Annotated in this window: 28 protein-coding genes and 1 pseudogene; 16 read left to right on the top strand and 13 right to left on the bottom strand. The window is 37.6% G+C overall.

The genetic code is table 11. The features are described from left to right. Positions 1-13 precede the first annotated feature (13 nt). Both LJC66_RS03380 and LJC66_RS03385 read right to left on the bottom strand, forming a co-directional pair. On the bottom strand, positions 14-703 hold the full coding sequence (locus LJC66_RS03380) for a lytic transglycosylase domain-containing protein (protein ID WP_230931788.1): 690 nt from the start codon (positions 701-703) through the stop codon (positions 14-16). Positions 704-707: 4 nt separating this feature from the next. Continuing rightward, entirely contained in the window at positions 708-1298 is a 591-nt protein-coding gene (locus LJC66_RS03385) for a CYTH domain-containing protein (RefSeq protein WP_195695346.1), read from the bottom strand. 216 nt (positions 1299-1514) lie between these two features. Between LJC66_RS03385 and LJC66_RS03390 the strand changes: the two genes are divergently transcribed. The 4 genes from LJC66_RS03390 to LJC66_RS03405 all read left to right on the top strand — a co-directional run bounded on the left by LJC66_RS03390 (position 1515) and on the right by LJC66_RS03405 (position 4349). Further along, a complete protein-coding gene (locus LJC66_RS03390; protein ID WP_028407485.1) occupies positions 1515-1901 on the top strand; it encodes a UPF0738 family protein in 387 nt (128 codons plus the stop codon). 27 nt (positions 1902-1928) lie between these two features. Next, complete coding sequence (gene yjbM / locus LJC66_RS03395) at positions 1929-2564, top strand: GTP diphosphokinase (protein ID WP_028407486.1); 636 nt, start codon at positions 1929-1931, stop codon at positions 2562-2564. 61 nt (positions 2565-2625) lie between these two features. After that, the gene (locus LJC66_RS03400) at positions 2626-3423 is read left to right on the top strand and encodes an NAD kinase (protein WP_025749877.1); all 798 of its coding nucleotides are present in this window, start codon (positions 2626-2628) and stop codon (positions 3421-3423) included. Positions 3424-3437: 14 nt separating this feature from the next. Next, positions 3438-4349: an RluA family pseudouridine synthase gene (locus tag LJC66_RS03405; protein WP_195695345.1), complete on the top strand. Its 912-nt coding sequence runs from the start codon at positions 3438-3440 to the stop codon at positions 4347-4349. Between the two features lie 15 nt (positions 4350-4364). Here LJC66_RS03405 and prpE read toward each other — a convergent pair whose 3' ends face one another. Continuing rightward, positions 4365-5105 carry a bis(5'-nucleosyl)-tetraphosphatase PrpE gene (gene prpE, locus LJC66_RS03410; protein ID WP_195695344.1) on the bottom strand — a complete coding sequence of 247 codons (741 nt, stop codon included), beginning with the start codon at positions 5103-5105 and terminating at the stop codon, positions 4365-4367. A 177-nt stretch (positions 5106-5282) separates the two neighbouring features. Here prpE and mgtE point away from each other — a divergent pair, with 177 nt between their 5' ends. From mgtE to LJC66_RS03430, 5 genes are all read left to right on the top strand, one after another. Beyond that, positions 5283-6659: a magnesium transporter gene (gene mgtE, locus LJC66_RS03415; RefSeq protein WP_014461563.1), complete on the top strand. Its 1377-nt coding sequence runs from the start codon at positions 5283-5285 to the stop codon at positions 6657-6659. Between the two features lie 158 nt (positions 6660-6817). After that, entirely contained in the window at positions 6818-8677 is a 1860-nt protein-coding gene (locus tag LJC66_RS03420; RefSeq protein WP_230931789.1) for a monovalent cation:proton antiporter family protein, read from the top strand. A 169-nt stretch (positions 8678-8846) separates the two neighbouring features. Beyond that, positions 8847-8981 carry a hypothetical protein gene (locus tag LJC66_RS27655; protein ID WP_255323478.1) on the top strand — a complete coding sequence of 45 codons (135 nt, stop codon included), beginning with the start codon at positions 8847-8849 and terminating at the stop codon, positions 8979-8981. 217 nt (positions 8982-9198) lie between these two features. Then, on the top strand, positions 9199-9711 hold the full coding sequence (locus LJC66_RS03425; protein WP_060746416.1) for a CotO family spore coat protein: 513 nt from the start codon (positions 9199-9201) through the stop codon (positions 9709-9711). Positions 9712-9788: 77 nt separating this feature from the next. Further along, on the top strand, positions 9789-10124 hold the full coding sequence (locus LJC66_RS03430) for a DUF1360 domain-containing protein (protein WP_195695342.1): 336 nt from the start codon (positions 9789-9791) through the stop codon (positions 10122-10124). A gap of 47 nt (positions 10125-10171) precedes the next feature. Here the strand turns inward: LJC66_RS03430 and LJC66_RS03435 are convergent, their stop codons facing one another. Next, complete coding sequence (locus LJC66_RS03435) at positions 10172-11005, bottom strand: OmpH family outer membrane protein (protein ID WP_195695341.1); 834 nt, start codon at positions 11003-11005, stop codon at positions 10172-10174. A 140-nt stretch (positions 11006-11145) separates the two neighbouring features. Then, positions 11146-11883 carry a BMQ_0737 family morphogenetic spore coat protein gene (locus LJC66_RS03440; protein ID WP_043980442.1) on the bottom strand — a complete coding sequence of 246 codons (738 nt, stop codon included), beginning with the start codon at positions 11881-11883 and terminating at the stop codon, positions 11146-11148. A gap of 261 nt (positions 11884-12144) precedes the next feature. On the opposite strand from LJC66_RS03440, the gene LJC66_RS03445 reads away from it, so the two are divergent. The 5 genes from LJC66_RS03445 to spoVIF all read left to right on the top strand — a co-directional run bounded on the left by LJC66_RS03445 (position 12145) and on the right by spoVIF (position 13617). Further along, positions 12145-12531, top strand: a complete 387-nt coding sequence (locus LJC66_RS03445; protein ID WP_195695340.1) for a hypothetical protein — start codon at positions 12145-12147, stop codon at positions 12529-12531. A gap of 67 nt (positions 12532-12598) precedes the next feature. Continuing rightward, entirely contained in the window at positions 12599-12775 is a 177-nt protein-coding gene (locus LJC66_RS03450; RefSeq protein WP_164797097.1) for a hypothetical protein, read from the top strand. Between the two features lie 61 nt (positions 12776-12836). Continuing rightward, positions 12837-13013 (top strand): hypothetical protein, encoded by a 177-nt coding sequence (locus tag LJC66_RS03455; RefSeq protein WP_195695339.1) that lies wholly within the window; start codon positions 12837-12839, stop codon positions 13011-13013. A gap of 90 nt (positions 13014-13103) precedes the next feature. After that, positions 13104-13226 carry a YjcZ family sporulation protein gene (locus LJC66_RS03460; protein ID WP_013055448.1) on the top strand — a complete coding sequence of 41 codons (123 nt, stop codon included), beginning with the start codon at positions 13104-13106 and terminating at the stop codon, positions 13224-13226. Positions 13227-13359: 133 nt separating this feature from the next. Continuing rightward, entirely contained in the window at positions 13360-13617 is a 258-nt protein-coding gene (gene spoVIF, locus LJC66_RS03465) for a sporulation-specific transcription regulator SpoVIF (RefSeq protein ID WP_013055449.1), read from the top strand. A 47-nt stretch (positions 13618-13664) separates the two neighbouring features. On the opposite strand, the pseudogene LJC66_RS03470 reads toward spoVIF, so the two are convergent. From LJC66_RS03470 to LJC66_RS03485, 3 genes and pseudogenes are all read right to left on the bottom strand, one after another. Beyond that, a pseudogene (locus LJC66_RS03470) lies at positions 13665-14216 on the bottom strand (M48 family metallopeptidase); the annotation flags it as partial. Positions 14217-14237: 21 nt separating this feature from the next. Next, entirely contained in the window at positions 14238-14453 is a 216-nt protein-coding gene (locus LJC66_RS03475; RefSeq protein ID WP_230931791.1) for a hypothetical protein, read from the bottom strand. Positions 14454-14924: 471 nt separating this feature from the next. Then, positions 14925-17243 carry an ATP-dependent helicase gene (locus tag LJC66_RS03485; RefSeq protein ID WP_230931792.1) on the bottom strand — a complete coding sequence of 773 codons (2319 nt, stop codon included), beginning with the start codon at positions 17241-17243 and terminating at the stop codon, positions 14925-14927. Between the two features lie 373 nt (positions 17244-17616). On the opposite strand from LJC66_RS03485, the gene LJC66_RS03490 reads away from it, so the two are divergent. Continuing rightward, the gene (locus LJC66_RS03490; protein WP_195695337.1) at positions 17617-17868 is read left to right on the top strand and encodes a hypothetical protein; all 252 of its coding nucleotides are present in this window, start codon (positions 17617-17619) and stop codon (positions 17866-17868) included. A gap of 76 nt (positions 17869-17944) precedes the next feature. Here the strand turns inward: LJC66_RS03490 and LJC66_RS03495 are convergent, their stop codons facing one another. The 5 genes from LJC66_RS03495 to LJC66_RS03515 all read right to left on the bottom strand — a co-directional run bounded on the left by LJC66_RS03495 (position 17945) and on the right by LJC66_RS03515 (position 21021). Further along, the gene (locus LJC66_RS03495) at positions 17945-18622 is read right to left on the bottom strand and encodes a DUF421 domain-containing protein (RefSeq protein WP_195695336.1); all 678 of its coding nucleotides are present in this window, start codon (positions 18620-18622) and stop codon (positions 17945-17947) included. Between the two features lie 89 nt (positions 18623-18711). Then, the gene (locus tag LJC66_RS03500) at positions 18712-19146 is read right to left on the bottom strand and encodes a GNAT family N-acetyltransferase (RefSeq protein ID WP_195695335.1); all 435 of its coding nucleotides are present in this window, start codon (positions 19144-19146) and stop codon (positions 18712-18714) included. A 5-nt stretch (positions 19147-19151) separates the two neighbouring features. Further along, on the bottom strand, positions 19152-19664 hold the full coding sequence (locus LJC66_RS03505) for a YjcG family protein (protein WP_013055455.1): 513 nt from the start codon (positions 19662-19664) through the stop codon (positions 19152-19154). An 82-nt stretch (positions 19665-19746) separates the two neighbouring features. Continuing rightward, the gene (locus LJC66_RS03510; RefSeq protein WP_013055456.1) at positions 19747-20472 is read right to left on the bottom strand and encodes an alpha/beta hydrolase; all 726 of its coding nucleotides are present in this window, start codon (positions 20470-20472) and stop codon (positions 19747-19749) included. A 162-nt stretch (positions 20473-20634) separates the two neighbouring features. After that, on the bottom strand, positions 20635-21021 hold the full coding sequence (locus LJC66_RS03515) for a hypothetical protein (protein ID WP_029324785.1): 387 nt from the start codon (positions 21019-21021) through the stop codon (positions 20635-20637). 173 nt (positions 21022-21194) lie between these two features. Here LJC66_RS03515 and LJC66_RS03520 point away from each other — a divergent pair, with 173 nt between their 5' ends. Next, positions 21195-21731, top strand: coding sequence for a phosphatidylglycerophosphatase A family protein (locus LJC66_RS03520; protein ID WP_013055458.1), 537 nt, complete (start codon positions 21195-21197; stop codon positions 21729-21731). Positions 21732-21828: the final 97 nt, after the last annotated feature.

The following is a 21828-nucleotide window of genomic DNA, read 5'->3' on the forward strand; positions in this document are numbered from 1 at the left end:
TGATTTGGCTCTTTTACACAAGATAAGAAGACATAATTTTATTTACATATTTTTGCGTTTCTTGAAAAGGAGGTACTCCGCCGTATTTATCGACATTACCTGGTCCAGCATTATAGGCCGCCAACGCTAATTTCACGTTTCCATTGTATTTATCTAACATTTGTCGAAGATATTTGGCTCCTCCAAATACATTTTGCTTGGAGTCGTACGGATCTTCTACACCAAGAGCTTTAGCGGTTGCTGGCATTAGCTGCATAAGCCCAGCCGCTCCTACAGAACTTTTGGCAGATGGATTAAAGTTTGATTCTTGTTTAATAACAGAACGAATAAGTTTAGGATCCAGCTGGTAGCGTGCCGCTGCTTCTGTAATGATCGTTTGTAAATCCTGAGAACTGGCCTTTGCCGTTTCGTTTTTTTGTGCAGGTAAGGCAGCATTTGAAGCCGCTGCCTCACCTGAAGAAAAAACAGATGGCTCGGACTGCATTTGAACTGCCGTAGATGGAAACAACTGCGCTGCTTTCAAGTAAAGATTGGTACTCATTTGAGGCTCTTGATTGACGTAGTCTTGAAAAAGCTGAGCAAATACAGAGAGTAAAGTTGTACCAAGCATCACGTTAGCTGTTGGCAGCTGGTTGTTAACTGAAAATGGCTGCGTTCCAGGAAATTGAACGGAAGACATGTAATTGTTAATATTCATGCTCATAAATTTATTCTCCATCCATTAACGTATACTTTCGCTTGTAAAACCGTCGAATTTTGTTTTCCGTTGGTTTCTTTTTAATATCAAGCTCCGTAAGCAATTGCTCAAAGTGTTTTGCTCCTTCATTGGCATCGGTTACTTCGTATTCAAGTTCATAATCCTCAGCACCTAGATAAAAGCTATGATCGAGTACAAGTAACCCATTTTTATATGGAATTTCTGCTCGACTTGTACGCAAAGTGCCAAAATAAGTTAGCGCATGGCTATCAACTTGTAAATCAGTAATAAGCTGTTGAATTGTTGACGGAATCTTGGCACTGCCATCTAGCAATTCTTTAGCTTGTTCATTTGTTAATGCTTCATGTGTTTCTAAAAGACCCTCTTGATGAGGCTGTTTGAGCGTGAGAACGAACTTATCTTTTTTGCTTCGAATTCGCAGGGCAGCCCCGCAGTCTTTTAATGAGAAAGCAGGTGTATCAAAATAGTGGTTTTCTTGAGAAACAAACTGATCTTCAGTTAATTGAAAGTATGAGCGGAGACGATCAAACTCTTCTTTCGTTACTATATTTTTAAATTCAATTTCAATTTCTTGTTTCAATGAAATCATCCTTTTAATTTAGGTCTTTTAGTAAGGCACTTTACATCTTAATTTATCACACTTTTTGAGACAGTAAAACTACATTTCCTAACAGGAATATCCAGATGGGGAACTTGGAAAATGAAGAAATACGGATTGTTTAGGTTTTACCTTTATTAAACGTTCCTGGAATGTGTTAAAATAGTAACGAATTGTATAGTTGGAAGGAGTTTATTTATGCACAATCGAATTGACATCACTACCTGTGTGATGAAATCAAATGAATTACATTTAAAAGCAGACCCTATTGAGACGAAAATTGAACAATTGGAAGATACAAAACAAATGCTTGTTGACTCAGATAACATGTCATTTGTATATGTTGTAGATATTAATGATCAATTTATGTATGTTGGCCTTAGTGACAATATTTGGGCGAATTTAAAGCACGTCTTACATAAAGATATGAAAGTATTTTTAGAAATTAATAAGGAAGTAATTGAGCTATCAGCCGTTAAAGAAGAGCTGTCTTATCTCATCAGTAACATCGAAGGAAATGTGAATTATGGAGACGAGATGGTAGCAAGAGTAGAGGAAGTTTTTTTAGATAAAGAAAATAAGTAATAGAGAGAAAAGAGGGGGGTGTTATTAATGATCAGGCATTGGGATTTATTTTTAGCACCGTATAAACAAGCCGTTGAAGAACTTAAGGTGAAGTTAAAAGGAATTCGTTCACAGTATGATATGAAGTCTACGCATTCACCTATTGAGTTCGTGACGGGACGAGTAAAGCCTGTCGCCAGTATTTTGGATAAAGCGACTCGAAAAGGAATTTCTCTCGATCGCTTAGAGGAAGAGATGCAGGACATTGCGGGACTCCGTATGATGTGTCAATTTACGGACGATATTAAAGCGGTCGTAGAGCTCCTGCGTCAGCGCACAGACTTTGAATTGATTGAAGAAAGAGATTATATTCTTCATAAAAAAGAAAGCGGCTATCGTTCATATCATGTGGTCGTATGTTATCCTGTTCAAACAATTAAAGGTGAAAAGAAAATTTTAGTGGAAATTCAAATTCGTACACTGGCTATGAATTTTTGGGCTACAATTGAGCATTCTTTAAATTATAAGTACAGCGGGAAATTTCCTGAGAATATCAAAAAGCGACTTCAGCGTGCTTCTGAAGCGGCTACTCAGCTCGATGAAGAAATGTCTCAAATACGAGGTGAGATTCAAGAAGCTCAGGCTATTTTCTCACGAAAAAAAGAATCGGCGGAAGAATCTTAGTTATGACTCAGCAACAGCTTTGTACATTGGATGGATAGGGGGAGAGAATTAGGTGGAGAAAATAAAATTTGCTATTACATCAAAAGGCAACCAAATATCAAATACGCTTATGCAAAAAATGAAAACGTATTTATTAGATTTTCATTTAGAATATGATGAAAACCAGCCTGATATTGTAGTGTCAGTAGGAGGGGATGGAACGCTTCTCTATGCGTTTCACCGCTATCGAAACCGACTTGACAAGACCGCTTTTATTGGGGTTCATACCGGCCATTTAGGTTTTTATGCAGATTGGACACCTGATGAGATTGAGAAGCTGGTGATTGCTATTGCAAAGACACCCTATCAGACTGTAGAGTATCCACTGCTCGAAGTGATTATTCGCTACACAAACGGTGGACGCGAAGCTCGATACTTAGCTCTGAATGAATGTACGGTAAAAAGTGTAGAAGGTTCTTTAGTAATGGATGTGGAAATTAAAGGGCAGCGATTTGAGACATTCCGAGGAGATGGCCTTTGCGTATCCACTCCCTCGGGAAGTACAGCTTACAACAAATCCCTGGGAGGCGCGATTTTACATCCTTCGCTTCAAGCTATTCAAATTGCTGAAATGGCTTCTATTAACAATCGAGTGTTCCGTACGATAGGTTCTCCATTGGTTCTTCCTGGACATCATACAGCGCTGTTAAAGCCTGTCAACGACGCAGACTTCCAAATTACCATTGATCATTTAACTCTTTTACATAAAGATGTAAAGTCGATTCAATTTCGAGTAGCAAGCGAAAAAATTCGATTTGCTCGCTTTCGTGCGTTTCCTTTCTGGCAGCGTGTCAGAGACTCTTTTGTATGTGATGATTAAAGGCAGGGAAGAGAATGAAACAAGTTTTTACGTTGAGTTGGACCGTAGATCATTCTTTCGAGGGTGTAGCGGTTCGTGAATTTTTAAAAGAACATGATATTTCCAAAGCTTCTCTGACGGATATTAAGTTCAGAGGAGGAGCAATTGAAGTAAATGGAAAGCATGCAACGGTTCGATATATTCTGCAAAAAGGTGACGAAATCAAGGTGGCGTTTCCACCAGAAAAAGCAAGTGAAAGTCTTCTTCCTAAAGCTATACCTTTGGATATTGTATACGAAGATGAGTATATTTTAGTTTTGAATAAGCAGCCAAATATGCCAAGTATACCTTCTCGAGAACATCTCACGTGGTCACTAAGTAATGCTGTGCTCTATTATTATGAGAAAAATAACATTAACTCGACTGTTCATCTTGTAAATAGGTTGGACCGAGACACATCTGGACTGCTTATTGTCGCTAAGCATAGGCACGTTCATTACTTATTCTCTAAAGCACAAAAAGAACATGAAATTAAACGCGTGTACCGAGCTTTTGTTCATGGTAAGCTTGTTGGCAAAGAAACGATAGAGGCACCGATTGGCCGAAAAGAGTCAAGTATCATCGAACGAGAAGTAAGAGAAGATGGGCAATTTGCTATTACGCACTATACGGCGCTTCGTCAGTATTCTTCTTTTACAGAAGTTGCTCTTTCGCTTGAGACGGGGAGAACTCACCAAATTCGTGTTCATATGGCTTATAAAGGATATCCCCTGCTTGGAGATACTTTATATGGCGGAACGAATCATCTTATTTCTCGTCAAGCTCTTCACAGCTATGAACTCACTTTTTTTCATCCTTTTTTACAAAAAACTTTGTCTTTTACAGCACCTTTGCCGCCAGATATGCAGAAACTTCAAATCGTAAAAGAAAGTCGCTTTTTTAAATGAAAAGCGACTTTCTTTTTACCCGAAGTGATTAAATTTTTCCTCTACATAAGGCATAGATGACGGTACAGATATAATATTCCTTTCAGGATACTGAAACGCCGTTAAAGCCCCTCCAAAAACTGCGCCTGTATCAATATTAATGGTATTGTGAATTTTTCTGGCTTTTACTACGGGTGTATGCCCATACACGATAAACGGTTTTCCGTTATAATGTTGGGCCCAATCTCGTCGGACAGGCATGCCGTTTAGATGTTTTTCACCCGTAATGTCTCCATATAGCACAAAGGTTTTTACTTTTTTATCCGTTCTGCCGATGTATTCAGCTTTAAGACCGGCGTGAGCAATAATTAATTGGTTTTGATCAAGCTGCACATATAGAGGTGATTGTTCATAAAGCTCAATGAACTTTTTTTTAATGAATTTCTGTTCTCTTGAAGGTAAAGCTTCGTACTCAGCAACGGTCGTTTCTAACCCATGAGTAATTTGCACTTTGTTACCGCAAAAGAAGCGATATAGCTTATTGCAGTGATTGCCTGGACAGTAGTAAGCTTGCTGATGCTTTATTACAAGTGACCATACGAGCTCAATCACTTTTAGTGAATGAGGTCCTCGGTCTGTTAAATCACCTACGAATCCAAGGCGCCGTCCGTCAGAATGGACAGGAATCCCGTCTTGCCACTCATACCCAAGTTTTTCTGTTAACGCTTTTAATTCATCATAGCACCCATGGATATCCCCTATTATATCTACTTTCATCTTTTATCCACATCCTTAAAAGGTTTTTCCTTTGACGATATAAAATTACCCTTATATGGAGCAAACTATGTGTAGAACTTATATATTATTGGGAAAAGAGTAAAGAGCTGTGAGTTGAAAAAAAACAAAATTCATCATAAAGTTAAATGAGTTTTGTGCGACAGGGAGGTTGAAGACATGACAGATTCAATTGAAAAAGAAGAAAAGGCATGGTTCGCCGAACATTTATTATCACTTTTAGAAAAAAATGAAATCGATGCATTTCGTGAAGAATTTTTACATATGCATACGTATGACCAAGCTCAATTTTTTGAAGAATTAGATGAGCCTTCTAGATTTGCGCTGTACGAGATGTTATCTCCGGAAGAAATGGCGGATATCTTTGAAAATGTAGAGATACGAGAAGAAGATTATCAAGAAATTCTCTCAGAGATGCATCCCAATTTTGCAGCAGACATGCTGTCGGAAATGTCGGCGGATGATGCCGTTGACGTATTAAATGAATTGGATAAAGAACAAGTGGCGAGCTATTTAACGATTATGGATGAAGAAGCAGCCGATGAAATTAAAGAGTTGCTTCATTACGAGGAATATACCGCTGGAAGTATTATGACGACTGAATTTGTAGCCATTCGTGAAAATCAAACCGTACATTCAGCTATGCACATTCTACGCAGGGAAGCTCCAGAAGCGGAAACGATTTATTATGTATTTGTTATTGATGAACAAAAGCATCTAGCAGGTGTTATTTCTCTTCGTGATTTAATTATAGCAGATGAAGATACGATGATAAGCGAAGTGATGAATGAACGAGTCGTATCCGTGTCAGTAGCAGAAGACCAAGAAGAAGTTGCGCGTATTATGCGCGATTACAACTTTCTTGCGCTTCCAGTTGTTGATTTTCAGCAGCATCTTCTCGGGATCATTACGGTTGATGATGTGATGGATGTTCTGGATGAAGAGGCATCGGATGACTATTCTAAATTAGCGGGTATTAGTGATGTAGATGATACGATTGACCACAATCCTTTAGTAGCGGCCAAAAAGAGGCTGCCTTGGCTTATCATTTTGCTGTTTTTAGGAATGATGACAGCGAGTTTAATTGGACGTTTTGAAGATACGTTGAATCAAGTAGCTATTTTAGCTGTATTTATACCTTTGATTGGCGGTATGGCTGGTAATACAGGAACACAGGCACTAGCCGTTGCGGTTCGCGGACTGGCGACGGGAGAAATCGAAGAAGAAAGCAAATTTAAGCTGTTAATCCGAGAAGCAGCTACGGGAATGATTACGGGCGCATCATGTGGACTTTTAGTTGTATTAATTGTTTATATTTGGCAAGGTGATCTTATTTTAGGCGCTTTGGTAGGCGTCTCTGTATTTTCAACATTGATTGTGGCTACACTAGCAGGAGCGTTTATCCCCCTTCTCATGCACAGGTTCAAAATTGACCCTGCAGTCGCATCAGGACCATTTATTACAACGATCAATGATCTTATCAGTATTTTAATTTACTTCGGTCTAGCGACAACATTTATGAGTTATTTAAAATAATGAAGGGACTTTAGAATTCGACATGAGTAATCATGTCGGATTTTCATTATCAGTTCATATAGTTGACAGAGAACCTTCAAGCTTTTATGATTAACCTTTAATTTTGAATACTAACGTCTTCGTTTTATAAATAACGAAGGTAAAAGGAGGGGAATCTAATGGAACAGCACGCGTCCTTTACATCACTTGTTATCGTCATTAGTTTGGCCTTTTTAACGCCTATACTGTTGCATCGGTTTAAACTCAACATTATACCTGTAGTCGTAGCTGAAATTATTATGGGATTAATTATAGGGAAAAGTGGTTTTGACCTTGTGGAGCAGGATATGTGGCTTGAAACACTTTCCACTCTAGGCTTTATCTTTTTGATGTTTTTAAGTGGTTTAGAAATTGATTTTTCTGCTTTTGCTGGAGGAAATTCAAAAGACAAAAAGGCATCAGGAGCTAAGGTGCCAAATGCTTTTTCCATTTCTATACTAGTGTTTGCAGCTATCTTTGCGGTTTCACTATTTTTGTCCTATGTTTTTGTATGGACCGGTTTTATTGATAATGCCTTTTTGATGACGCTTATTATTTCTACCATTTCACTAGGAGTAGTAGTGCCGACCTTAAAAGATGCACAGATTATGAAAAAGCCGATTGGACAGACCATTTTATTGATTGCGGTTATTGCGGACTTAGTCACGATGATTTTACTAGCCGTATTTGCTTCCGTCTATGATAAATCAGGAAATAGCAATACATGGTTGATTTTAATTTTATTTGGAGTAGGAGTGATTTTATACTTCATAGGGAAGCAGTTTAAAAACCGATCGTTTCTTGAGACAATGTCTAAAGGTACAATTCAAATTGACACGCGCGCGGTATTTGCACTCATTATCATTCTAGTGGGCCTTTCGGAGTCAATTGGTGTTGAAAACATTTTAGGCGCTTTTTTAGCGGGATCACTCGTTTCTCTTCTTGCGCCTAACAAAAATTTAGTTCATAAATTAGATTCGTTTGGCTACGGATTTTTAATTCCTATCTTTTTTGTGATGGTAGGAGTGAAGCTTGATGTTTGGTCATTGTTCAGTGATAAAAAAGTGCTGATTTTAATGCCTTTATTATTCATTGCATTGTTGATATCCAAGCTAGTCCCCGCGTTAATCTTAAGAAAATGGTATGATATGAAAACCGTTTTGGCATCGGGTTTTCTTTTAACATCGACTTTATCACTCGTTATTGCAGCAGCAACGGTTGGTGAAAATATTGGTGTTATTGATTCACAAATGTCCGGTGCGCTGATTTTGGTGGCGATTATTACATGTATTATTACACCTATTATCTTTAGAAAGCTGTTTCCAAAGCCTGAAATCAGTGACAGAAAGCTGAAGATTAATATGCTCGGTGCAAATCAATTTACACTCCCGGTTATTCGAGAAATGGATCTTGATTTATATGATGTTACGATTTATCATCCTACGCAGGACAAAATTGAAAACCGTACGTCGGATTCCATTTTTAATATCGTCGACATCGATGGATATAGTAAGGAAACTTTAATACGTATGGGGATTTTAGATGCGAATGTATTAGTTGTAACCACCGGGGAAGAAGAGAGAAATAGCGACATTGCTCTATTTGCAAAACAATATGGTACAGAACGGGTTATTGCCCGTGTAGAAAGTCCTGTATTAGATGAAAAGATGAAAGAAAATAACATTGAAGTTTTTTCTGTGCTGTTATCTACGACTGCATTGCTAAAAGCTTTAATCGAATCGCCAAATATTTTAAATATCTTAACCAATCAAGAAACAGCACTTTATCAAATTAATATGCGTAACCCTAAATACGAGGGGGTAGAGCTTCGCAAGTTCCCATTTACAGGAGATGTGATCTTTGTTCGAATCTTTAGAGGCAAAGATTCCATTGTACCTCATGGTGATACAGAGCTTGAATTTGATGATCGTTTGATTGTAACGGGGTCTCGTTCGTATGTGAATGAATTGCGTATGCTTCTTGAGTATAAAATTAGATAAAGGTATCTAGGTAGGTTTAGTTTTCTATATTATTGAATGAGAGAAAGAGGCTGGGACAAAATTATTTTAGCTGAAGTGATAAACGAACCATTGATCAAAATGTTTGATTAGTGGTTCGTTTTTTTGTTGTTTTGAAAATAAGTTTCATCTGTTTAGCTCTTTCTAGCAGTTGATTGGAGGACAAGACGAAGACTCCTGCGGGAAAAGCGGAACAGATGAGACCCCCCAGGAGCGCAAGCGACGAGGAGGCTCATCGGCCGCTCGCGGAAAGCGAAGTCTTGCACGGAAATCAACTGCGGTGTGACAAGCGGTTCAGCTCATGTGTCCCATTTGTGCGTCTTTAGATTGAATTAGCTTCGTTATGTCTCAACCTCTTTTATTGTGTTTTCTTAAATGCTGGAAATAAAAGTACAGCCTTGCTTTTGGTGTTAAAAAGGCTACCGCAAAAAAATAAACAAGTTTTTCCGTGTTCAAGCATACATTTTTAAAAGAACGATAACAAGCAATTGGAGGTATGCTTCATGACTAACTCAAAATCTAAGTCAGAAGAAAACGAGCCGCTAATGTACATTGTCCAGCCAAACGCTACGCAAAATCAGCGTTCTATGCAATATTATTTTAGTTCAAAACAGCAAGACAATAAAGGAATAGAGAAAGAGCACGTGTTAAAAGAAGAGCCCAGCTTTTCTTCCATTCAAGAAGTCAAAGAGCCTGACGTAGAAAAAGTGGAAGAGATTAAGCAAGAAAAAGAGGAAGAGCGTTCAATTGTTCCCGTAGATATACCGCAATCAGAGACTAAAAAGCCAAATAAAATGTTTCAGTCTATGACGATTAAAGAAAAAGTTGAATTTTTATGCAGCTTCCCGCCTCATATGTCTCAGCCAATTTGTGAAATTACGTGTCAAAACCAAAAATATATAGGAACAATTTTAGAATTAAAAGAAGGAAGTTTATACGTGAGCGTTCCCCCTAATAAAGAGAAAACAGTATTGACTTTTCATGATATTCAGACCATATCTATCATTAAAATTTAAGCAACTCTAAAAGCTAACAGTGAAGAAGCACGTTAGCTTTTATTTTCATAAGTTTGTGAATGCACGGAGGAATGAAGATGACATGGATTTATCTAACATTATTTGTCTTTGCGACGTTTCGACTTACTCGTCTAATTGTTTTTGATAAAATTACAGCGTTTATTCGTAAACCGTTTCATAAAATCGTAGAAGATCAAGATGAACAAGGAAATACGGTAACTTATTTAGAGATAAAAGGGAAGGGACTGCAAAATTGGATTGGAGAGCTGCTCAGCTGTTATTGGTGTACGGGCATATGGTGTGCGGTAGGGATTTATTTTAGTTATGTAGCGGTCCCGCATATTGCTATACCTGTCATTACAATCTTAGCTATTGCAGGATGTGCAGGAATTATAGAATCGTTTATGAAATAAATGGACGAGTTAAAAGACATATTGAACATCAATATGTCTTTTAATAATTAAGGGAAATTTAGCACTACTTTATTAAAAAAAGGAATGCCTTCTTGCCACTCTTCGCTATAAAAAAAGCCTTCTAGAATAAATGAAGTCGTATCAGAGGACAGCGGAATGACTACTTGAAAAGAGTCAAATAGTAATTTGTCTTTTGGCTTTAATACGGTTTGCTTAATAGGTTTAATCCAATATTCACCGTCATTTTGAATTTTTTCGTTCCATTTTGGATGAGCATAGCGCCATTCTAGAGAAGAAGAGGGGATACTGGAAACTTCAATGTCTTTTTCATCAATGAGCTTCCCGCTTAATATAGCCGAAGCAGTGGGTTTCATTTTTAAGCAAAGCACCGGAGAGCGTAAAGTACTGCTCGTTTGATTTTGAATAATTACGTTGCCGAATATCGTCAGCTCGCTTTCATCTTGTTCTGGCAGCAGTATAGAATGTTGAAAGAAACAGAGGATATCACTCTTTTCGAACCTTTCCACAGGTTTTTCCACAATTTTTTCGATTACTTTTTCCACAATCTTTTCTTCAATAACGGGCTGTTTTCTCGAGGCTTTTTCCCGAAATGCTTCTGCAATAATTTTTTGTTCAGAAAGCTCGTTTCTTAGTAAATCCAGCTCTTTTTCTAATCCTTCAATTTCTACTTCTTTTTCAGATGTAGAAAGCGTCTCAGCGTGTTTTTTCTTCCAAAACGATGTATTTTCTTTTTCTCGTTCTAAAGCTCGTTCATAGCTTTTTAATTGGTTTTGCACGTGCCGAATTTCCGATTTATAGTGAATGAGCTTTTGTTTTAATTGAGTTAAATCATCTTTAGGGGAAGGGGAGTTACGACTCATTTAGTAGTCTCCTTTCCTGCTGAGCTATGAATTAAGTTTGTAAATCTGAGCTGCCCACAGCAGTTTTATTTATATGTATGCACAAAGCTTGTAAACGATGAAAAAAGAGGAGAAATATTCTCCTCTGGCTTTTTATCTCGTTAATCAAAGTCGTGAAGGTCGAAGTCTGACTCTACGTCGTCTCCATCAAAATCATCGTGATGTGGCTTTCCAGGGAAAATAGCATCACATTGAGGTGGATATTCAATAGGTGAGCAGCTGCTTGTGGAAATGATTTCAGGGCGAGGATAGCAGAAGCTTCCCTCTACTTCAACTTTTACATCTTTTTCAATTTGGACACTTAGGCACAATACAAGATCAAAGCTTAGTTGCTGTAAGTGACAATCTGATAATCTGAGAGAACCATCAGTTCCTTCAAAAGATTCAAGGTGTACAACAGGCTCTGTTCCTTCCGGAGCGCATAAATAGAATGTCTGATGTATTTTCCAAGGAATAACGCTAGATTCAACCTCATCGTGTTTGTGATGTCCACTCAATTCAATTAACTTAACTCGGTAAAAGCCGCTAATTGATAATTTTACCTCATGAAGAACAACAACTTCTCCATCTGGTAACACAATTTTTTTAGGTCTGCGACCACCGTGTGGCACAAGCTCAATCACGTTATCAAGTGCGTCTTCATCTGAAGGATCTACAGGGTGACCTTCACTATCTGTTAAAACAATTTCCACTTCTACGTCATGGCCCAAATCTTTAAGTGCTTCTTCTTTAAATAATGAAGTGTCATTCGTAAAGATTTGTGGTAAAACAACTTGACGTCTAACCCAGTCGTACACTTTAGGCACGCGGATACATAATGATTCAAAAAGTTCTGCCATTTTTAAACCTCCTAATTGTAATTGTCCTTCCTTTACGCTTTTCGTTACTAGGTATCGGACTACTATAGTGTATGAATGACCTGCTTTTATGTTCCTTAGTAAAAGCGGAATTTATCGGAATAAATTCTAGTTGGAGCGAGCATAAAAAATGAAGGAAATAATAAACTCAATTACAGCATATTCATGTTAATAAAAAGTGTTATTCATCTTTAACTGATTTTTTAGAAGCTGTGGGTTATTTATAATGGAGGAGTGAAGGGCATGAGTGAGGAAAAAACGAAAAAATATATTGCTTCATTGAAGTCGGAGTTGGCTTTTTATAAAGAAGAATATCAAAAATTCAAGCACCAAGAATTTGAATATGAAGATATTAAGGAAGAGTTAGTGGCATTACAGCAAAAGCATGAAGAAGAAAAAAGAAAACTAGAGGAAAAAATAGATTGGCTGAAAGTATGCGTTAATGAACAAAAATCAAAAACCGAACAGTCCATTGTACAGTACAATCATCAAGCTCAAGGTACCATTCAAGAACTGCAAAATCGGCTGCGTGAAGTGACAGAACAAAAGGGAGGAGAAAGGCCAAGAGTAAGGAAACCAAAGAACAGCACGGACTTATTTTTGTCCCTGCAGCGCAAAATGGACAAATAAGATAGAACGTCTTTCTTTAGTCCTGAATATAATGTTATAGATAGGATGCTGTGAAAAGGAGGGAAACATGATGTATTATCATTATAATTATAATCCTAATCAATACCCTCAGCCCCTGCCTTATCATCCACAACCAATGACAAAACAATCGGTAAAGAAAGGGCAGTCTATTCCTAAGCCAGTCCAGTACCCTTCTCCAAAACAAGGTGGTTGCGGCTGTGGTTCAAAGTTACCAAAGCGATAAGCAATAGAAGCATTGTCACTCGGACAATGCTTTTTTACATAGAGTGGAGAGAGGTGTAGAGATGCCGGATTTTTTCGATGAATTTGAACGTTTTTTTGAACAGCATATGATGGGAGAACATCGAAAGAGAATGAACGAAGTAGAAAAAGCAGAAAAGCAGATGGAACAGCAAGAGAGGAAACTGCAGCAAAATGTAAAAAGACTTGATGAGCAAGATGTTGAAGATCCGTTTGGATAATGAAATTTAATGTACACAGTTGAAAAGCCCATACAAAATCATTTGAGTGAACATACAGTATAGAGAGTAAAACAGAGGGGGTGTAATATTATGGGCTGCGGATTTGGCTACGGTGGTTGTGGTTACGGTGGTGGCTACGGCGGTGGTTTTGCGTTAATCGTTGTATTATTCATTCTATTAATTATTGTTGGTTGTGTTTGTTTTTACAATTAATCCCTTCTATGAATAAGGCACCGAAAAGTGCGGGTGAAGTTTCACTCGCACTTTATTTTTTTATTAAATGTAAAGGGCACCATCTAGGCACATGGTGCATACGATGAAGTATAAATAAAGGAGGTCATGCAAAATGGATAATAATATGTTTAAAAATATAGAAAAGAAAACAGGCGTTAATATGAAGGATATTTTTGAACTTGCGAATTCTGTACAAAATGCTAATTTTAAAGATGAGCAAACGGTGCGTAATATTGTGAAGCGAGTAGCACAAATTGCGAATAAGCCAATTTCAAAACAAAAAGAAGAACAAATTGTTAAGGCGATTGCAAACAATAATCAATCCATTGATTTTGCGACCATCGCTAAAATGCTAAATGAGAAAAAATAATTTAATGTTTTGATATAAAGCCCTGACAGGTCAGGGCTTTTTTCCATTTATGCAATTTCATTTGTTTGAAATGCGTTAGAATCAAGATCAAACAGTTCCGGATGCTGTGCTAAGTAATTAATTTCTTTAATACGATGAGCGAGAGGGGGATGAGTTGAAGTAGCTTGATTCAACCACATAAAAAAACCTTTTTCCTGTGAGTGCGTATGAACAAATTCCTCCTGATTTACTTTTTTATTTAGACAATGACCAACCGCAAGTATAGTGAGTGCTTGAGTGACAGCTTTTGCATCACCAATCGCAACGGAAGCTATGCGATCACACGTATATTCACAGGCTCTAGAGTAAGCTTTTCCTAAAAAAGGAACCCAAAGAGCAGGTAGAATAAGTGAGTGGTAGAGTGTATGCTTACGTTTGATATGAACTAATTCGTGGGCAATAATAAAAGAAAGTTCTTTTTCTTGATTATCTTCAATCATTTCAACAATGTCGGAGTATAAAACGACAAAGTGACGTCCAAAAAAACGTGTAGCAAACGCGTTTAACAAGCCGCCTGATTGAACAATATAAATATCGGGCAGCTCTAAATTCAGCTCTGAAGATAAATGTTTTGCCTGATGTTAAGTGTGCGGGAGCTGCTTCTCTGTCAATCTAACTCCATTATTGCGAATTTGAGCAATAGAGAAACCGTGGAGTATAAATGTAATTAAAAAACCGATTACAAGGTAGATAATACCAATGAGTGAAATAATTAAAAAGAAATAGGTTAATAAGCTGATAACCATACACAGAATGAAAAAAATCTTTTCATTTTCATGAATAAGCTTTGCGTTCAATAATGGAGCCCCCTAAAATATAGTAGTACAGAGTACATAACGTAGTGTAACGCATCTACTTATGAATATCTACCTCTTAGTGGAATATTTGGTTAATAATAGATGATGAGAATATTAGTTACGGGCGCTAGCATGAAGTAAGAAAAAGAGGTTGAAACATAACTACAGGAATCCAATTTAAAGACGAACAATCTGGATACATAATCTGGACTGCTTCCTCGACCGCTATTGCTTGCCGTGCAAGACTTCGCTTTCCACGGGCGGCAGATGAGCCTCCTCGTCGCTTGCGGTCTGCGGGGTCTCATCTGTCCCGCTGTTCCCGCAGGAGTCTTCTTCGCCTTGCCCTCCAACCAACAGCTAGAAGCACCTGCGTTCACCATGATTATAAAAACACGAACTATTTATCCGTTTTTGATAGATAGTTCGTGTTTCACTTTAATGAAACTACTTTTGTCCCAGCCTGTTTTTCCTTTACACTTTTTTTATAAACGACTTCAGGAATCTTGAAGGATAAGCGGTTTTACCCCTTCTAGTTTGCGGAACAGATAAATAAAGTGAATTCTGTGCACGCGTCATTGCTACATATAAAAGACGGCGTTCTTCTTGAAGCGGCACATCATCTCCGCCTCTATAAGCTTCGAGTGCATAATCATGAGGCAAACCGCCATCTACGCTGCTCAGTACGTATACATACTTATATTCAAGACCCTTTGCTCGGTGAATTGTGGTTAGCTGAACACTTTCGTTAAATTGCTTGCTTAAAGCTTTCATCTCTGTGTTCATGGCAATCATATGATCCACATGCTCTAACAGTTCAGGTACGGTTTTAAATTTACGTGCTACAACTTTTAAATCCCGCACGTCATCCGAACCTTTTTCCATCATATTTCCTTCATTTCCGCGTTTTTTGACAAAATCATCGAATCCCATATCTTTAGAAATCGTCTCAAGTGCCAAAGAAGGAGACATTGATTTTAGCGACTTGAATAAAGGAATTACTTTCTTGAGCTTTTTTTGCTGAAACGGTTTTAAATCTTGAAGATATTCAAGTGCATCAATAAATGTACCATCATGAAGAATACTTGCTGCTTTTAAGTCATTGACTGCTGTTTTCTTTAAAAAGAGTGCGTTTACTAAATCTTGTAGCGAACTTGCGTCATTTGGATTCACGCTCAAGCGTAGAAATGAAAGTAAACTTCGAACCATTCGTCTTTTATAAAACGAATCCGCATCTTGTTCGATTGAAAATGGCAGGTTTGACTGCGATAAACGTTCAAAGATGGCGCGTGAAGAAGCGTGAGTTCGGTACAAGACCGCGAATTCAGTTGGAGAAGCCCCTTGCTTAATCTTTTCTTTCATATCCGTTACAATCATTGTTGCTTCTTCTTCTTCGTCGTATGGAAAGAAGAATGTAGGTCGCAACTCATTATCAAACTGGGCAGCCATTTCTTTTTGTCGGCGCGCTGTATTTCGTGCAATGACTTTATTAGCGGAAGAAACGATGGCGTGAGCTGAACGATAATTTTGGTTTAACGTAATAACAGTTGTATTAGCAAAATCTTTTTCAAAGTTTAAAATGAACGAAGGGTCGCTTCCGCGGAAAGCGTAAATTGATTGATCATCATCTCCTACGACACACAAGTTTTTAGAGTCTTCACTTAGCATTTTCATAATTTTATATTGAACTTTATTAATATCTTGAAATTCGTCAATTAAAAAATAGCGAAACCTTTTTTGATAACGAGTTAGTAGATCGGGATTTTGTTTTAGCATTTCATAACATCCATACAGCATGTCATCAAAATCGAATAGCTGTTTTTGCTTTTTGACTTCTTCATAGCGACGATATAAAAAGTGCACATCTTGTTCCCATTTGTCCTTTGGGCGAACATCTTGCACGCCAACAAGCGTGTTTTTCCAATAGCCGATTTGCTGAAGTGCCTGATCAAACGGAAAATCTTTTTCATCCACGTGGAGCTCTCTTGCTGCTTCTTTCACAATCTGTTCTTTTTGCCAATCCCATTTTAGCAGGCGGTCCATTTGCCACGCTTGAGGATTATGATGAACAATCATACGTAAGAAAATGCTGTGAAAAGTTCCAACTAGCATTTGACGAAGATGTAAGCCGGACATCTTTGGATATGTAGCCAATCGTTCTTTCATTTCTTTAGCTGATTTAGCCGTGAAAGTCACCAGCATAATGGATTTTGGATCAATTTGTTTTTCTTGTATCATATATGCGGTGCGAGCTGTTAATACACGCGTTTTTCCGCTTCCCGCACCAGCTAGAATAAGGAGCGGTCCTTCTGAATGTGTAACAGCTTTCCATTGGTTCGAATCTAATTCAATACCGCTCTCTTTAAATTCATTTAAATAAGGAGAGTCAGAGTGTTTAGGAACAGCTGGTTTTAAGCGAAAAGCAGGAACACTTGAAAAAGGTGCAGAAGACCTCCATGTCGCTTTCTCTTTTACAGTTGAACTTTTCTCACCAATAGCTCGTCCTTTAGGAATACGAAATCCATTGGTTTCTCTGTATTCAGCCGGATTTTCTTTTATTTGTTGCACAGCTGTTGTTTCTGATAGTCTTTCTGAACACTCTTCTCTTTCATGGGGAACTTGAGCATGATAAAAGTAAGGAGAATGCTCAATCCCCAGATATAATTTAACTGGTTCTCCGCAGTGAGCACACGTTATTTCTCCTCGGAGACTAGCTTCATATAAATATTGAAATCGGTCTCTAGCCGTTATAGCAAGGTTAAGTATCTGATTTTGATAAAGTGCACGTTGCAAAAAACATGGCCTCCTTTTCGTGAATAATCAATAGTAAATAAGAGGGAGTTAAAGCAAGAAGCCGCTCTCGTTCTACATCGATATAGATGTGTGTATACGCACAGTTTTTATTTTATAGTCAAAGTCTATCATATCAAAATCATCTTTTTTAAAAAAGAGCACGGATATTTTTGGAGGGATAGGATGTAAAAAAGGGTATATATTGAATAAGACATTACATATGTTCAAAAAAGGCGGTATAGATACAAGGTGTCAGCTGTTTTGAACAAGTCTAAAGTAGAGAGTTTAAGTGAGCTGTTTCAATGTCGATACTTCTTGAGAAAAATACTGAGGTCTCGGAGTAGAAGGTATCTTGAAAAAGAGGAGGGTTCATATGGGATATATACTGCCCGTCACGCCTTATCAATCTATTCAATATGCAAATCGCCTTCAAAAAAATAATGCTTCTTTTTCAAATCGTATTTGGCCTATTGAGGGGAAAAGCTTTGACGAAGAGTTTGAATCGCGTTCTCACTTACTGGAATTGACACCAAGTTCAGTACAAAAGCGAAAAAAACTTCAAGCAGCAGAGCGTGTATACAGCAAGCTAACAAATAAGGGCATAGTGATTGATACACGCGTATAATAGAAAAAATCGTGAGCGCAGCAGAATAAATGCGCTCACGATTTTTTCGCAAAGTAATGAACAAGTAAAAAACATCTTAGTAAGATTCAATAAAAAGTGTACTGCCCTGCTGCCATTCAGCATAAAGCACTTGTTTATAATCGGTAAATCCTTGTTTTTTTAACTGTGTCTTTAGCCAGTCTTCATCAAAGCCAGATTGAATTAAGTTCTTCAAAAGTAAACGTCCATCACTGACAAAGGCAATAGGTAAAGCAGGTTCAGAAGGAGACAGCTGCAGATCGCTTCTGGTTGGCTTAGCATAATCAGATTTTGGCAATACGCTTAGTGATCCATCTGTTTCTAAAATCGCATATTCAACTTCACGAATGGAAAATATGTCTTTTGAACGAAGCATATGAAGCAGCTGGTCGATATCTAATCGATTTTTGCTAAGTTCTTTGTACGAAATTTTTCCCTTTCGAATAATAATAGCTGGGCGTCCTTCTAAAAACAAACGCAGGCGAATGTTTTTTTGAGTAATAACTTCGGTCACATATATAAGCGCACCCCAAAATATAACGGAAAACAAAATTTTTCCTACTCCTACTTCTGAGTCGTATAATGCATTTCCTACTAACTCTCCTAATACAAGAGCAGAGATAAAATCAAAAGTGGTAAGCTGAGTGATCGTCGCTCTTCCTAACAATTTAGTTAAAATAAACAAGCAGATAAATCCGAAAAAAAGCTCTAGCGCAATTCCGATAAGTTCATCCATATTTTCACCTAATTCACATGATTAGGTATTAGTATAAGCAAAGCAAAGGTTCTTATCCTTTAAAAAAGCAAAAACACCAGGTTCAATTCCTAGTGTTTTTTACTTAGTTTCTTTACCATCTCTACATGCGGAATTCCAGCATCCATAAATTCACCTGAAACCGTTACGTAGCCTAGCTTTTTATAAAATCCTTCCGCATGCGTTTGAGCATGCAGCTTAATCTTTTCAATCTCATGCTCTGCTGCCAGCTCTTCTAACTTATCCATCAAAAGCTTCCCTACACCGTCTTTTCGATAAGAAGAAAGAACGCAGATCCGTTCGGCTTTTCCATAGTCTTCTACCATACGGAAGCGTCCCGCACCAATTGGTGCAGTTCCTTTGTATACAACTAAATGTAGGGCTTCGGAATCGTATTCATCGATTTCTTGCTCTACATCAACCTGTTGTTCTTCTATAAATACTTTTTGACGTACGAAGTAAGCATCAGAAGGATTTTGTTTGTTCGTTAGTACTTTGATGTTCACGTATCTTATCCCTTTCCAAGACGAAATGTTTCAAACACAGTCCATGTTTCATTTTCAAGCTGGTACATTAAATGAAAGCGATCCACTGTTTCTTCATGAGCGACATCTACAAGTTTCAACTGGCTATATACATCTAAGTGCTCATCATCTGAAAGGCGTTGGCCAATTGTGATATGTGGAATAAATGAATATTCAGTTGGCTGTTCGAGATTGCCTTCATGAAGTTTATTATAAAGTGACGTCAGTTCTGGCTTTTGTTCCACTTTTAAGTAAATAACGTTATTGGCTGGTGAAAATGAGCTTACTTTCGTTACATTTAATGTAAATGGATTTGTTTCTTCGGCAATTTTACGCAAGTTAGCCGCAATTTCATCAATTTGGTCTTCTGTAGCTTCAAAGACTTCTTTTAATGTAAGATGAGGCGGAATTAATGAATAGTGAGAGTCATAGCGCTTTCGATAAGAATTCGCTACATCTTGCAATTTTTTAGATGGAAAAAGTACAACGCCAAATTTCATAAAAAATCCCTCCAAAGTAAGATCATAAAATATGTATAAAGCGAGCTTATTATAACAAATTTTCGAAAAATATGATATCTTTCTACTTCAACATATATTGAAGCGACCGCTTTACGTCTTTTTGCCAGTATTTCCACGTATGGTTTCCATTAAATTCTTCGTAAAAAACAGAATATCCACGCTGCTTCATTTGTTCGTGCAACAAGCGGTTAGGCTCAATAAAATTCAATATACCATCTTGTGTTGTTTTGACAGCCGTTTCTTCAGTTCCAATAACATGATACAAATCCAGAAGTGAAGGAGAAGCAAATGAGTTGACCGTTTGTAATACAGCATCGTTCACGAAGGGAGAATGCATAATTACTTTCCCGAACGTGTGAGGATACGCAATGGCCGTCAGCAGTGAAACTGTAGCAGCAAGCGAATCACCAATTAGAACACGTGATTTTCCCATTTGATATGTAGGATATGTTTTATCCAAAAATGGCACAAGTTCATGTGCTAAAAAGCGAATATAAGCATCTACTTGATTTCCTTCTGGATGATACTTATCGCGTCTGTCTTCCACGCTTTTATATGGAATTCCAACAAAAATAGTACGATCGATTTCTGACTCGTTCATTAAATCATCAATTAAACGAGGTGTCCGTCCGTACATAACATAATCTTTTCCGTCTTGGGCAATAAGTAAGGAATACTTATAGAGCGTAGAATAGTTTGACGGTAAATAGACTAGTAACGTGACATCTTCTTGCAGTGCGTCACTATAAAAAGAAATTTCTTCTAACTTCCGCTTACTTTCTGACATGAATAATCGACTCCTATGCATTTGAATGAAAGCGTTACCTTTATTGTAACACATTTTCTAATAACCGTTCTTTATTTTATTGTAACGAATTTTTTAGCGAATGACGAGAAAGAGGCATGCGTCACTAAAAAAGCGCTTCAGAATCGACTGAAGCGCTTTTGGTTAATCTAATTTTTTCATTTTTTTAAACATAGCTTTTTCTGCTTGGCTGGCTTTTTCTAGCGGCTTCTTCGTATATTCTTCTTCTTTTTCATCAATCGAAACCAATTCTGTGTCATTTTTTACATAACTTCGGATATTGCGAGCACCGAAATAGCCGTTTACATCTTCTAAAATAGGCTTGTTTTCTTTTTGATCATAAAGAGTATATGAATTCTCTTCCTTAACGATAGCGTAGTGATTCCCTGCTAAAAGAGCTACGGCTTCTTTTTCGCTTTTTCCAAACGTAGACATGAGAAACAGAACGATTAAGACGATAAAGAAAAGGGCTGTTGCGCCAATGAAAAATAATAATAAGCCTCTGCTAAATTTACTTTGTTTTTCTTCCACAGTAGACAAACCTCCTGATTAGATAATTTCATTATAGCAAGTAAATGTAATGAGCGCCTAAAGAGATATGTGACGAGTTTATGAATTCAGGTGGATGAAACAAAAAAGGTTTTTAGCGCCTCTCATCGAATTTAATATAAAGAGAGGCAACAACTTGAAAAGGAGAGAGAGACATGACAGCGAAAAAAATCCCAACGAGCAAAGAAGTAGCAAAGGCAACATTTGATTTGCTAGAAGAGCGTGGCGTAACAGTTTTGGATATTGCTGAAATTGTGTATGATTTACAGCTTCCTTATCATCCGGCTCTAACCATTCAGGAATGCGCTGAGAGCGTAGAAAGAGTACTGCAAAAAAGAGAAATTCAGCATGCGCTTCTAGTTGGAATCGAACTTGATAAGTTAGCTGAGCAAAATAAATTATCAGAACCTCTTCAAAGTATTGTAGAACAAGACGAAGGGTTGTTTGGTGTTGATGAAACGATTGCTTTAGGTGCCGTTTTAACCTATGGCAGTATCGCTGTTACGACCTTTGGCTATTTAGATAAAGTAAAAGTAGGCATTATTGAAAAGCTGGACTGTAAAAAAGAAAAAGGAGTTAATACCTTTTTAGATGATTTAGTAGCGAGCGTAGCTTCTAGTGCGGCAAGTCGTTTAGCTCACCGTCAGCGTGATGAACAAGAACAGCTGCAAGAAGGCAATCCGGCTACGTAATAAACTTCTTTTAGTATGTATATAAGCTGTGTAAATTAACACGTCGAAATGATTTAGTCTTTTATTTGAATAACGGAGACTAGGCACGTAGGTGATA

Origin of the sequence: Priestia sp. TSO9 (assembly GCF_021029645.1) — a bacterium.
Classification (GTDB): Bacteria; Bacillota; Bacilli; order Bacillales; family Bacillaceae_H; genus Priestia; species Priestia megaterium_E.